The 12,335-nt window shown below is 72.5% G+C and carries 14 protein-coding genes and 1 tRNA gene; 7 read left to right on the forward strand and 8 right to left on the reverse strand.

Annotated features, from left to right (window positions below):
• Positions 1-50: 50 nt before the first annotated feature.
• The 6 genes from M5362_RS19745 to M5362_RS19770 form a co-directional block, all read right to left on the reverse strand.
• Positions 51-1,352, reverse strand: coding sequence for an HD domain-containing protein (locus tag M5362_RS19745; protein WP_260228955.1), 1,302 nt, complete (start codon positions 1,350-1,352; stop codon positions 51-53).
• Complete coding sequence (locus M5362_RS19750) at positions 1,349-3,001, reverse strand: HD-GYP domain-containing protein (RefSeq protein WP_374214502.1); 1,653 nt, start codon at positions 2,999-3,001, stop codon at positions 1,349-1,351. The genes M5362_RS19745 and M5362_RS19750 overlap by 4 nt, the downstream gene beginning before the upstream one ends.
• 150 nt (positions 3,002-3,151) lie before the next feature.
• Positions 3,152-3,451 carry a mycothiol system anti-sigma-R factor gene (gene rsrA / locus M5362_RS19755; RefSeq protein WP_260228957.1) on the reverse strand — a complete coding sequence of 100 codons (300 nt, stop codon included), beginning with the start codon at positions 3,449-3,451 and terminating at the stop codon, positions 3,152-3,154.
• A complete protein-coding gene (locus M5362_RS19760; RefSeq protein WP_055641410.1) occupies positions 3,448-4,104 on the reverse strand; it encodes a sigma-70 family RNA polymerase sigma factor in 657 nt (218 codons plus the stop codon). The genes rsrA and M5362_RS19760 overlap by 4 nt, the downstream gene beginning before the upstream one ends.
• Before the next feature lie 225 nt (positions 4,105-4,329).
• Positions 4,330-5,013 (reverse strand): alpha/beta family hydrolase, encoded by a 684-nt coding sequence (locus tag M5362_RS19765; protein WP_260228958.1) that lies wholly within the window; start codon positions 5,011-5,013, stop codon positions 4,330-4,332.
• A 38-nt stretch (positions 5,014-5,051) separates the two neighbouring features.
• The gene (locus M5362_RS19770; protein ID WP_260228959.1) at positions 5,052-5,867 is read right to left on the reverse strand and encodes an SOS response-associated peptidase; all 816 of its coding nucleotides are present in this window, start codon (positions 5,865-5,867) and stop codon (positions 5,052-5,054) included.
• A gap of 51 nt (positions 5,868-5,918) precedes the next feature.
• Between M5362_RS19770 and M5362_RS19775 the strand changes: the two genes are divergently transcribed.
• The 4 genes from M5362_RS19775 (at position 5,919) to M5362_RS19790 (ending at position 9,419) form a co-directional block, all read left to right on the forward strand.
• Positions 5,919-6,605, forward strand: a complete 687-nt coding sequence (locus tag M5362_RS19775; RefSeq protein WP_260228960.1) for a M50 family metallopeptidase — start codon at positions 5,919-5,921, stop codon at positions 6,603-6,605.
• Positions 6,606-6,633: 28 nt separating this feature from the next.
• A complete protein-coding gene (aroA, locus tag M5362_RS19780) occupies positions 6,634-7,986 on the forward strand; it encodes a 3-phosphoshikimate 1-carboxyvinyltransferase (RefSeq protein ID WP_260228961.1) in 1,353 nt (450 codons plus the stop codon).
• Positions 7,987-7,989: 3 nt separating this feature from the next.
• Positions 7,990-9,003 carry a ribosome small subunit-dependent GTPase A gene (gene rsgA, locus M5362_RS19785; RefSeq protein ID WP_260228962.1) on the forward strand — a complete coding sequence of 338 codons (1,014 nt, stop codon included), beginning with the start codon at positions 7,990-7,992 and terminating at the stop codon, positions 9,001-9,003.
• Positions 9,004-9,095: 92 nt separating this feature from the next.
• A complete protein-coding gene (locus M5362_RS19790; protein WP_260228964.1) occupies positions 9,096-9,419 on the forward strand; it encodes a multidrug efflux SMR transporter in 324 nt (107 codons plus the stop codon).
• On the opposite strand, the gene M5362_RS19795 is transcribed toward M5362_RS19790, so the two are convergent.
• Entirely contained in the window at positions 9,311-9,973 is a 663-nt protein-coding gene (locus M5362_RS19795) for a TetR/AcrR family transcriptional regulator (protein WP_260228965.1), read from the reverse strand. The two genes, M5362_RS19790 and M5362_RS19795, sit on opposite strands and share 109 nt — an antisense overlap.
• Before the next feature lie 106 nt (positions 9,974-10,079).
• Here M5362_RS19795 and hisN point away from each other — a divergent pair, with 106 nt between their 5' ends.
• The 3 genes from hisN (at position 10,080) to M5362_RS19810 (ending at position 12,105) form a co-directional block, all read left to right on the forward strand.
• On the forward strand, positions 10,080-10,880 hold the full coding sequence (gene hisN / locus M5362_RS19800) for a histidinol-phosphatase (RefSeq protein ID WP_260228966.1): 801 nt from the start codon (positions 10,080-10,082) through the stop codon (positions 10,878-10,880).
• A gap of 186 nt (positions 10,881-11,066) precedes the next feature.
• A complete protein-coding gene (locus tag M5362_RS19805) occupies positions 11,067-11,468 on the forward strand; it encodes a cyclic nucleotide-binding/CBS domain-containing protein (protein ID WP_260228967.1) in 402 nt (133 codons plus the stop codon).
• Positions 11,469-11,685: 217 nt separating this feature from the next.
• Positions 11,686-12,105 carry a Fur family transcriptional regulator gene (locus tag M5362_RS19810; protein ID WP_260228968.1) on the forward strand — a complete coding sequence of 140 codons (420 nt, stop codon included), beginning with the start codon at positions 11,686-11,688 and terminating at the stop codon, positions 12,103-12,105.
• Between the two features lie 113 nt (positions 12,106-12,218).
• Here M5362_RS19810 and M5362_RS19815 read toward each other — a convergent pair.
• Positions 12,219-12,292 (reverse strand) — tRNA-Met (locus M5362_RS19815).
• Positions 12,293-12,335: the final 43 nt, after the last annotated feature.

A 12,335-nucleotide genomic window follows, 5' to 3' on the forward strand; every position in this document is an offset into this window, starting at 1 on the left:
TTGTTCGCATCCAACCATGCCCGGTTGGACGCGCGCTCATTACCCATGGGTTACCCAGGAGGGACAAGGGTGACGCCCCCGGTCACACCGCCTCTCGCGAGGACTCGGGCGAGGGATTCGACGACCGCGGGGTGGTGGTCGCGGGCGGTGGAGAGGCGGAGCCGTTCGAGGGCGGTGAGCGACCCGCCGGCACCGCCGCCGGTCCCGGCCAGATCGTCGTAGGCGTTGACGGTACGGACGATCCGGGCGGGCAGCGGCTGGTCGCGGTACGGGTCGGCCTGGCGCTCCACGACGACGGCCACGGCCGCCGGAACGCCGGTCTGGCGGACGACCGCGCCGCCGAGGAGCGCGATCCGGCGCTGCTCCTCGGCCGGGAGGAGGGCGGTGGCGCCTTCGGGCACGGGGTCGACGAGGGAGAGCTGGCCGATGTCGTGCATGAGCGCGGCGTACTCAAGGACGGTCAGCTCGGCCCCGGAGAGCCCCAGCTCGCGGCCGACGGCCCCGCTGAGGGCGGCGACGCGACGGGCATGCCCCGGTGGGGTACAGCCCGCGATCTCGGTGGCGCGGGCGAGGGAGGCGATGGTCTGCCGGTTGACGGCGCGGACGGCCGCGTAGCGCCGGAAGGAGACCTGGGTCAGCAGCAGCGGCACGCAGAAGACGGGCAGGGCCCAGAGTCCGGCGGCGGCCACGCCGAGGGCCATGACGGCGCCGGTGGCGCAGACGGCGGAGCCGATGCCGAGCAGGGCGCGCAGCTCGTCGCGGAGGAGGGGGCCGTACGGAAAGCCGGTGCGGGCGCGGAGCATCAGGGCGGCGAGGACGGCGTCGCACAGAGCGGTGAGAACGAGGAGGAGCAGCAGGAAGAGGGCGTAGGCGGGGCCGTGGCCGAGGCGCTCGGAGAGCTCGCCGGAGTTGAAGAGCGGCTGGAAGCAGAGGGCGGCGAAGCCGACGGTGAGGATGCGGCGGGCCTGGTGGTCGAGGTCGGGGCCCTTGCCGCGGGCGATGTGCGGGACGATCCCGACGAGCCCGCCGGCGACGACGACGGCGACGACCTGGAGGACGCCGTGGGTGGTCGCGCGGCCCGCCTGCTCGCCGAGCAGGGCGTACGCGAGGGCTCCGGCGGTGGCGAGCGGCGCGGGCTCCCTGCCCCGCAGCTCGCCGGGTGCGGGGGGCGCGTCGGCTCCCGGCAGGCCGCCCCAGCGGGCGAGCTCGCCCACCGCGATGAGGACGCCGAACGCCAGGGCGTTCCCGGGGTCGCTGACCCCGCTCCAGAGCGTGGCGGCGAACCCGGCGGCGGTGAGCGCGAGCGCGGCGATGTGGACCGCACCGAGGGTGAGGCTCCCCGGCCGCCTCACGCGCGTCCGCCGGGCGGGACGTGCGCCTTCGGCGCGGAGACGCCGCGGGGGCGGGCGGACGGGCCCCGCGCCTCGGCGGCCGTGGGCGGCCCGGCGTCCGCGCGGGGCGCCCGGACGCCGGCCGGCGCGGCCGTGGCGGGCACGCGCGCGGGAAGCCCGCCTTCCGCCGCCCGCGTGTCGCCGGAAGCCGGTCCCTTTCCGACGGCGGCCGCCGGGGCTCGGGGCGCAGGCGTGCGGGGTTCGGGGGTTCGGGGCCCAGTGGCTCGGGGATCAGCTCGGGGTCCAGCGGCGGGGGTGGCCGGGGCTCGGGGCGCGGGCGTGCGGGGTGGCGGGGGCGGTGCGCCGGGTTCGTCGGCGGTCACGTCCGTCTGCCAGCCGTGCCGGTCCAGCGCCCGGACCAGTGCCCGGACCATCCGGGGGTCGAAGTGCGTCCCCGCGCACCGCTCCAGCTCCGCCACCGCCGTCGCCACCGGCCGCGCCCGGCTGTAGGACCGGGTCGAGGTCATCGCGTCGAAGGCGTCGGCGACCGCCACCACGCGGGCGAACTCGGGAATCTGGCTCCCGCTGAGCCCGTACGGGTACCCGCTGCCGTCCATCCGTTCGTGGTGGTGCAGGATCGCCGCCCGTGCCTCCCCGAGGAAGCCGATGCCCCGGACCATCTCGTGTCCGTACTCCGGGTGCAGTTCGATGATCCGGCGCTCCTCGGGGGTCAGCGGCCCGTCCTTCCTCAGGACCCGCGTCGGCACCCCGAGCTTGCCCACGTCGTGCAGGATCCCGGCGAAGCGGAGGATCTCCAGGCGCTCCTCCGCCATGCCGAGCTCATGGGCGATCAGCACCGACGCCCGCCCCACCCGTTCGCTGTGTCCGCGGGTGTACCTGTCCTTGATGTCGACGGCCTGCACGAGGGCTCGGATCGTCGCCTGGTGCGCGGCGCGTTCGCGGTGGTACTGCGCGAAGACCCAGCAGGAGATGTACATCGGCAGCAGGACGAAGAGCGCGGCGACGGGGCCGTACGCGCTACGCCAGAGCACCGCCATCATCAGCCCGGCGAGGCCGTGGACCGCGTGCGGGGCGAGCGCGCGGCCGAGCAGCCCGCGCCAGGCGGTGCGCGGCGGGATCCTCTCGGCGGCGATCCGGATCCCGCCGTCGAGGGCCGTCAGGACCAGGCAGAAGGTGAGCGCGGAGGCCGCGGCCGGGAGCAGGGCGTACGGGAAGTCGGGGGCGTGCGGGCCCTTCCCGAGGGCCTCGTCGCGGCCCAGGGTCTCGGCGACGAGCGCGGCGGCCCAGACGGTGATCAGGAGCTGGGACGTCCGCCAGATCCGCCGTACCCCCGCGGGCCGCTCGTCGACCCGGGCGAGGAGCGCTCCGGGCAGCGCGGTGAGCGCGGCGGCGGAGGGCGGGAGGAGGAGCGCGGAGGCGAGCAGGACGGGGAAGAAGGAGCCGGCGCCCATGGGCGAGGTGCCGCCGAGCAGCCGGCCGAGGATCCGGCAGCGGGCGGGGACCTCGCAGACGGCGTACAGGACGCCGAGGAGCGCGACGGCGCTCCAGGGGACGGGCGCGCCGGGGCGCAGGGCGGGCAGCGCGCAGCCGGCGGCGCCGACGAGGGCACAGCCGATGTACACGCGTGCCGTAACCGGAATCGCCTTCACGCCCATCACGCCTGTCACGCTAGCGAGTTGGACGGGTCCCGCGGGCCCTCGACGGCCGATTCGCACCATCGGGTGATGCAAGCTGATGTATGCGTGAGGGCCGCGGCGATCACATCGCGGCGGCCCTTCGTCGAGGCGGGGCGCGGGGCGCTACTCCTGAGCGGTCGCCGTGATGTCCTGCTCGGGGACCATCTGCCCCGAACGGATCAGGTCGATGCGGCCCATCACCTTGGCCCGCAGATCGGTGGGCACGTCGTCACTGCCGCAGCAGCGCTTGACGAGCTTCTTCACCGCCTGCTCCAGCCCGTACTTCTCCAGGCAGGGGGAGCACTCCTCGAAGTGCACCTCGAACTTCGTGCAGTCACTGTCGGGCATCTCATGGTCGAGGAACTCGTAGAGATGATCCAGGACCTCTGAGCAATCCGTCTCGTGCGGCTCTCCGCAGCTCATGAGCCCGAGCCTTTCAGATCGTTCGACGACTCTCCGGCGCCCGCGGGAACGAGCCCGCGGTCGCGGGCGTAGTCCTCGAGCATGCCGCGCAACTGGCGGCGGCCCCGGTGCAGTCGGGACATCACCGTACCGATGGGTGTACCCATGATGTCCGCGATCTCCTTGTACGCAAAGCCCTCGACATCGGCGAGATAGACGGCGATGCGGAATTCCTCGGGGATCGCCTGGAGCGCTTCCTTCACGTCGGAGTCCGGCAGGTGGTCGAGGGCCTGCGACTCGGCGGAGCGCAGTCCGGTCGACATGTGCGACTCGGCGCGGGCGAGCTGCCAGTCCTCGATCTCCTCGGCGGCGCTGCGCTGGGGCTCACGCTGCTTCTTGCGGTACGAGTTGATGAAGGTGTTGGTGAGGATGCGGTACAGCCACGCCTTCAGATTCGTACCCTCGCGGAACTGGTGGAACGAGCCGTACGCCTTGGCGTACGTCTCCTGCACCAGGTCCTCGGCGTCGGCCGGATTGCGCGTCATGCGCAGCGCGGCGGAGTACATCTGGTCGAGGAATCCGAGGGCGTCCCGCTCGAAGCGCGCGTTGCGCTCCGCGGTCGTCTCCTCGGGGCCGTCGTCGGTCCCTGTGTCGGTCCCAGTGACCGGACCCACCTCCTCCAGCGCTGCGGCGAACCCGAAGGCGGACCCGCTCGTTTCGGAGGATAGACGAGGAACCGCTCCGCCCGCCGCCCGAATAGGGGCGGTCTTGGGAGCGGGCAGCACCGTCCAGTCGAGGTCAGCGGCCTGCGCGCGCTCGGGGCAGATGGTCGAACCCATGCGACGGACTCCCTCTTCCTTGCTCTCACACCGACATGCGTCACAACCGTGGTCGCACGCTCAGCATTCCCGGAGTGACGCGACCCACGAAGCGACTTCTTCGACGATGAGTTCGAGCGTCTCTTCGGGTGTCACGGGGGCGCGCTTGGGGACGGCGAAGCCGTGATCGCCGTACGGCACCTCGGCGAGCCGGTACGGCCCTTCGGGGAATTCCGCGGGCCTGCCGAAGGAGTCGTTGCCGCCCTGGACGACGAGGGTGGGCAGGCCGGTGCCGAGCAGTTCGCCGGCCCGGGACTTCTCGGGCCTGCCCGGCGGGTGCAGCGGGAAGCTCAACGCGAGGACGGCGGCGGCGCCGAGCTCCTCGCCGGTCCGGCAGGCGACCCGCGCGCCGGCGCTGCGGCCCCCGGCGATCACGGGAAGGCCGGACCGCGCGCCGCCGGACTTCGCGCCGCCGGACTGCCCGGGGCCGGACCGCGCGAGGGCGGGCCAGATACCGCGCCAGCCCGTGTCCAGGGTCTTCGGCGCGGGGGCCACCTTCTTCCCGGCGACCCGCCACGGCTGCTCGACGAGGGCGACGGTCACCCCCCGCGGGGGCAGCGCTTCGGCGAGGGCCTGGAGGTCCCGTGCCTCGATCCCGCCCCCGGCGCCATGGCCGAGGGCCAGGACCGTCCAGGGCTTCTTCCCGGGGTGCCAGGTGATCCGGGCGTCCCCGGCGTCCGTCGCAACGATCTCGCTCGTGGTCACGCCACCATCCTGCCGCGCGGGACCGGCCGGGGCGGCGCTCAGAACAGCGTGCCGACCTCCGGGCCGTCCAGTTCCGTCAGGAGCTCCGGCCCGTTGTTGCGGACGTTGCTCACCGCCGTCGCCACCGGGAACGCCCGCATCAGCCCCTCGGACGGCGCCGCGAGCAGCCCCGTGAGCGCCTCCGTCTCCGTGTGCCGGGGGTCCAGCCACGCGTCCCAGCGGTCCGGGGTAAGCATCAGCGGCATCCGGGGGTGGATGTCCGCGAGCGAGTGGGGGCCCTCCTCGGGGGCCACGCCCAGCGGGGCCTTCTCCGCCTCCGTCGTGATGACCGAACACGTCACCCACCAGGCCGCCGGGTGGTCGTCCGGCAGCGTGCGGTCGCGCCAGAACTCGTACAGTCCCGCCATCGCGAAGACGGAGCCGTCCGCCGGGGTGACGAAGTACGGCTGCTTCCGCGGCCGCTTCTTCTTCCCCTCGACCTCCAGGTCCCGCTCCCCCGCCCCGGTGACCCACTCGTAGTAGCCGTCCGCCGGCAGGATGCACCGGCGCGTGGAGAAGGCCCGCTTGAAGGACGGCTTATCCGCGACCGTCTCCGCCCGCGCGTTGATCATCCGGGCCGCGCCCTCCGGGCTCTTCGACCAGGACGGGACGAGGCCCCACTTCAGTGCGCGCAGCTGGCGAACCGGCCGCGGCGAGTGCGCGTCTTTCAGAGGACGCTCCAGTACCGCGTAGACCTCCTTGGTGGGGGCCACGTTCCAGTCCGGAGCCAGGGTCTCCTCGGGCTCCCACTTCTCGATCTCGAAGATCCGCACCAGATCCTCGGGTCGCCGACTCGCTGCATACCGTCCGCACATACGTGCCACACTGCCACGACCCCCGACCTCGCTGAGGAGCCGATCCAGAAAATGAACGAAGTCCTCGGCACACAGCCCGCCCCGGAAGAGTGGCTGGTGATCGTCACCGGCGTGGCCGCGCTGCTCGTCACCGTGCCGCGCAGGATATGGCGGCTCTCGCGGAACGCCGTCACCATCGCCCACGAGGGCGGCCACGGGCTGGTCGCGCTCGTCACCGGTCGTCGGCTCCAGTCCATCCGGCTCCACTCGGACACCAGCGGGCTGACCGTCTCGCGCGGCCGCCCCACCGGCATCGGCATGATCCTCACCGCCGCCGCCGGCTACACCGCCGCCCCGCTGCTCGGCCTCGGCGGCGCCTGGCTGCTCGCCGACCACCGGATCACCCTGCTCCTCTGGCTGGCGACCGCACTGCTCCTGGTCATGCTGGTGATGGTCAGGAACGCGTACGGGATCTTCACCGTCCTCCTGACGGGCGCCGCGTTCCTGCTGGTCTCCTGGCTCACCGGCCCGGACGTCCAGTCGGCGTTCGCGTACTCCGTCGTCTGGTTCCTGCTCCTCGGCGGGGTCCGCCCGGTCTTCGAACTCCAGGGCAAGCGGCGCCACGGAGGGGCACCGGACTCGGACGCCGACCAGCTCGCCCGGCTCACCCACGTCCACCCGGCGCTCTGGCTCTTCTTCTTCCACGCGGTCGCGATCTGCTCCCTGATCGGCGGAGGCCGCTGGCTGCTGGGGCTGTAGCCGGCGCGTGCCCCACTAAAGTGAGGGCATGACCGATACCTCCCCGCGCTCCGACCTGCACACCGACCTCTGGCCCGCCCCGTACGCGAGCGGTGCCGTCGACGCGACCGTCACCGTGCCCGGATCGAAGTCGGTCACCAACCGCGGCCTCGTCCTCGCCGCGCTCGCCGCCGAGCCGGGCTGGCTGCGCCGCCCGCTGCGCTCCCGCGACACGCTGCTGATGGCGGAGGCCCTGCGCACCCTGGGCGTGAAGATCGAGGAGACGGTGAACTCCAGCTCCTCCGTCGCGGGGGGCCCGGACGGCACGGGCGAGGCCTGGCGGATCATCCCGGCCGGGCTGCACGGCCCGGCGACCGTGGACGTCGGCAACGCCGGGACGGTCATGCGGTTCCTCCCGCCGGTCGCGGCCCTCGCCGACGGTCCGGTGCACTTCGACGGCGACGCCCGGTCCCACGAGCGCCCGCTGCACGGTGTGATCGACGCGCTGCGCGTGCTCGGCGCCCGGATCGACGACGACGGGCGCGGCGCGCTGCCGATGACCGTGCACGGCGGCGGGGCGCTGGACGGCGGCCCGGTGGAGATCGACGCCTCCTCGTCCTCCCAGTTCGTCAGCGCCCTGCTGCTCTCGGCGCCCCGCTTCAACCAGGGGGTGGAGGTACGCCATGTGGGCGCGAAGCTCCCCTCCCTCCCCCACATCCGGATGACCGTCGACATGCTCCGCGTGGTCGGCGCCCAGGTCGACGAGCCGGAGACGGGTGGCGAGCCGAACGTGTGGCGGGTCTCCCCCTCCGCGCTGCTCGGCCGTGACCTGACCGTCGAGCCCGATCTGTCGAACGCGCAGCCGTTCCTGGCCGCGGCCCTGGTCACCGGCGGCCGGGTGACGATCCCCGACTGGCCGGCCAGGACCACCCAGCCCGGTGACGCGCTGCGCGAGATCTTCACCGAGATGGGTGGCTCCTGCGAGCTGACCGAGGCGGGGCTCACCTTCACCGGCACCGGCCGGATCCACGGCATCGACGTGGACCTGAGCGAGGTCGGCGAGCTGACGCCCGGCATCGCGGCGGTCGCGGCGCTGGCCGACTCGCCGTCCACGCTGCGCGGTGTCGCGCACCTGCGGCTGCACGAGACGGACCGACTGGCCGCGCTCACCAAGGAGATCAACGAGCTCGGCGGCGATGTGACGGAGACCGAGGACGGGCTGTCCATCCGCCCGCGCCCGCTGCACGGCGGTGTCTTCCACACGTACCACGACCACCGGATGGCGACCGCGGGCGCGATCATCGGCCTCGCGGTCGAGGGAGTGGAGATCGAGAACGTGGCGACGACCGCCAAGACCTTGCCCGACTTCCCCAGGATGTGGACCGAAATGCTCGGAGTCTGATCCATGCGGCGCTACGGCAAGCACACCGACGAGGACGACATCCGCCAGCGGCCCAACCGCAAGGGCAACCGTCCCCGTACCAGCATCCGTCCCAAGCACGAGGACGCGGTCGAGGGCATGGTCCTCACCGTGGACCGCGGCCGGCTCACCTGCCTCCTGGACGACCGGGTCGTCATGGCGATGAAGGCGCGCGAGCTGGGCCGCAAGGCGGCGGTCGTCGGCGACCGGGTCTCCCTCGTGGGCGATCTGTCCGGCGAGAAGGACACGCTGGCCCGGATCGTACGGATCGGTGAGCGCAGCTCCGTGCTCCGCCGCACGGCCGACGACGACGACCCGTTCGAGCGGGTGGTGGTCGCCAACGCCGACCAGCTGGCGATCGTCACCGCGCTGGCCGACCCCGAGCCCCGCCCCCGCCTGATCGACCGCTGTCTGGTCGCCGCGTACGACGGCGGGCTGACCCCGCTCCTGGTGCTGACCAAGTCGGACCTGGCCAAGCCCGACGAACTCCTGGAGATGTACGGCGCGCTCGGTGTGCCCTACGTGGTGACCACGCGCGACGAGTTCGTGGACGGGGTCGCCGCCGAGCGGGTCCACGAGCACCTGAAGGGCCGCACGACCGCGTTCGTCGGCCACTCCGGAGTCGGCAAGACGACCCTGGTCAACGCCCTGGTCCCGGAGGACCGGCGGCGGAGCACGGGCCATGTCAACGCGGTGACGGGGCGCGGCCGGCACACCACGACCTCGGCGCTCGCCCTCCCGCTCAACGACAAGGAGGGCGGCTGGGTGATCGACACCCCGGGCGTGCGCTCCTTCGGCCTGCACCACGTCGACCCGTCCCGGGTGATCCTCGCCTTCCCCGATCTCGTACCGGGTACGGAGAACTGCCCGCGGGCGTGCAGCCACGACGAGCCGGACTGCGCGCTGGACGCGTGGGCGGCCGAGGGGCACGCCGATCCGGCGCGGCTCTATTCGCTGCGGCGCCTGCTCGCGACCCGGGAGCGACGCGAGGGCGACTGACTCGCGCACGTTTGCGGTCCCGCGCTGCCGGTAAGGGCATAATCGCACCAAGTGCGACGAAGCAGTCACCTACAGCGTGGGAGGCACGGACGATGGCGTGGCTGCTCGTGGTGGTCGCCGGACTCCTGGAAACGGGGTTCGCGGTCTGCCTGAAGCTCTCGCACGGGTTCACCCGGTTCTGGCCGACGGTCGCGTTCGCCTGCTTCGCCCTCGGCAGCTTCGGGCTTCTGACGCTCGCGCTGCGGAAGCTGGACGTGGGTCCGGCGTACGCGGTGTGGACCGGCATCGGCGCGGCCGGGACGGCGATCTACGGGATGATCTTCCTCGGTGACATCGTGTCGACCCTGAAGATCGTGTCGATCACGCTGGTGATCGTCGGGGTCATCGGCCTCCAGCTCTCGGGGTCGGCCCAGTGACCGTCCGCGACGACGGGCACCGGGGCCACGACGTAGGAGAGCGCGAGCCGTAGGACGACCTCGCAGGCGTTCCGCACGTCCCCGTCGTCGTCGCCCTGGAGCGCCGCGGCGGCCCGGTCGCGGGCGAGCCCGAGCAGGTCGGCGGGGGACGGCACGCCCGCGTCGGCGCGGCGCTGCGCGGGTACGGAGGAGGCGCGGGACCCGGCCCTGGCCGGTCGGGGCACGGGGAGCCGCTCCCCCCAGCATCCGGTGAGCAGGGCCCGCAGGACCGGGCGGGTGAAGGCTTCGGAGACGGTCCATTCGGCGACGGCGGCGAGGTTGCGCCGGGGCGGGGAGGGCGCGGCGAGCACCCGTTCGACGCCCTGGAGGTACGCGTCGGCCTCACGGCGTACGAGTGCGCGGGCCAGGCCCTCCTTGCTGCCGAACTCGTTGTAGAGGGTCTGCCGGGAGACACCGGCGGCGGAGGCGACGTCGACCATCCGGACCGCGGACCAGGGCAGCTCCACGAGCGCGGCGAGGGCGGCGTCGAGCAGTGCCTCACGCGCAGTCGGCATCGTCGCCTCCCGGCCAGAACGGTTCTGCGCTCAGAGTTGACGGGTCGCCACGCACTGTCAAGGGCTCCCGTAAGGCCACGTCCCTTCGAGGGATAGAGTTTCGACCATGGCCGATTACCACGACGATCTGCGTCTCGCCCATGTCCTCGCGGATGCCGCCGACGCGGCCACCATGGACCGCTTCAAGGCGCTCGACCTGAAGGTCGAGACGAAGCCGGACATGACGCCGGTGAGCGAGGCGGACAAGGCGGCCGAGGAACTGATCCGCGCTCAGCTCAAGCGGGCGCGGCCGCGTGACGCGATCCTCGGCGAGGAGTACGGCGTGGAGGGCACGGGCCCGCGCCGCTGGGTGGTCGACCCCATCGACGGCACCAAGAACTACGTGCGGGGTGTGCCGGTCTGGGCCACCCTGATCGCGCTCATGGAGGCCGGTGACACCGGGTTCCAGCCGGTGGTCGGCGTGGTGTCGGCGCCGGCGCTCGGCCGGCGCTGGTGGGCGGCGAAGGGCGCGGGGGCGTACACCGGCCGCAGCCTGACCTCGGCGACGCGGCTCCAGGTGTCGAAGGTGGCGGAGCTGGGCGATGCGTCGTTCGCGTACTCCTCGCTGAGCGGCTGGGAGGAGCGGGGCCGCCTCGACGGTTTCCTCGACCTCACGCGCGCGTGCTGGCGGACCCGGGCGTACGGCGACTTCTGGCCGTACATGATGGTCGCCGAGGGTGCGGTGGACTTCTGCGCCGAGCCGGAGCTGTCGCTCTGGGACATGGCGGCGACGGCGATCGTGGTCCAGGAGGCGGGCGGCACGTTCACCGGCCTCGACGGCCGGCACGGCCCGCACAGCGGCAACGCGGCGGCGTCGAACGGACTGCTCCACGGCGAACTGCTGAGCTATCTGAACCAGAAGAACTGACGGCGGTCCGAGCCGGAAGAACGGACCGCACCTCGCGGGGCGCTTCGCGCGCCCTCCGAGGGCGCCTCGCGCGCCCCCTTGTTGACCGCCCCCTCTGGTGCCACTCTGAGAGTCCCCCCACTTGTGAACTTGTGAATTCGTTCTCGTTGAAGGCGGGAACGGTTCACCAAGGAGGTGGCTCCCTTCATGCTCGTCCGTGACGCCATGAGCACGGTGGTCCTCACCATCGGTCCCGCCCACACCCTCCGTCAGGCCGCCCGGCTGATGTCGGCGCGCCGCGTCGGCGCGGCCGTCGTCCACGACACCGACGCCGGCGGCTTCGGAATCCTCACCGAGCGCGACATCCTCAACGCGATCGGCGCCGACCAGAACCCCGACCGCGAGACCGCGGGCTCCCACACCACGACCGACGTCGTCTTCGCCGCTCCCACCTGGACCCTGGAGGAGGCCGCCGCCGCCATGACCCACGGCGGCTTCCGCCACCTCGTCGTCCTCGACGGACACGGACCCGTGGGCATCGTCTCCGTACGCGACATCATCCGCTGCTGGACCCCCGCGCGCCGCCACGCGACGACCCTGGCGAGCTGACACGAGAGAGGGCCGGCCCGCGTGATGCGAGCCGGCCCTCTCCCTTTCCACGGCGAGCGGCCTCGGCCGCGCAGGGCCTGGATCGCGGCCTCGGACCGCTCGCCGAAGTTCGGCCCGTGCCGGAGTCGAGCCTACAATGGACAATGTCTAAGTCAAGTGAACATCCAAAGTCACACCAGTTCGGGACCTCGGACCCTCCGCTGTTACCCTGGCCCTTATGAGTGACCTGTTGGAACGTCTGCGCGGCCGCGGCTGGCGAATGACCGCGCAGCGGCGCGTCGTGGCCGAGGTCCTCGACGGAGATCATGTCCATCTGACCGCCGACGAGGTCCATGCCCGCGCCGTGGAGCGGCTGCCGGAGATCTCCCGGGCGACCGTCTACAACACGCTGGGCGAGATGGTCACGCTCGGTGAGGTGATGGAGGTCGCGACGGACGGCCGCGCCAAGCGGTACGACCCGAACGCCCATCGCCCGCACCAGCACCTGGTCTGCGGCCGCTGCGGCGCGATCCGTGACGTGCACCCCTCCGGCAACCCGCTGGCGGACCTCCCGGACACCGAGCGCTTCGGCTTCACGATCTCGAACGTCGAGGTCACGTACCGGGGCATCTGCCCGAACTGCGCCACGACGGCCTGAGCCGACCCGGCAGAGCCCCCACCGCACGGTGGGGGCTTTTCGCGCGCCGCCGTACGCGGAGACGACGAAGGCCCGGATCCAGTGACTGGATCCGGGCCTTCGTTGCTACTGAGTAGCGGGGACAGGATTTGAACCTGCGACCTCTGGGTTATGAGCCCAGCGAGCTACCGAGCTGCTCCACCCCGCGTCGGTGAACCCAACCTTACGGGACGCCCCCGACCAGCGCAAAT

Source organism: Streptomyces sp. Je 1-79, from assembly GCF_025195125.1.
GTDB lineage: Bacteria > Actinomycetota > Actinomycetes > Streptomycetales > Streptomycetaceae > Streptomyces.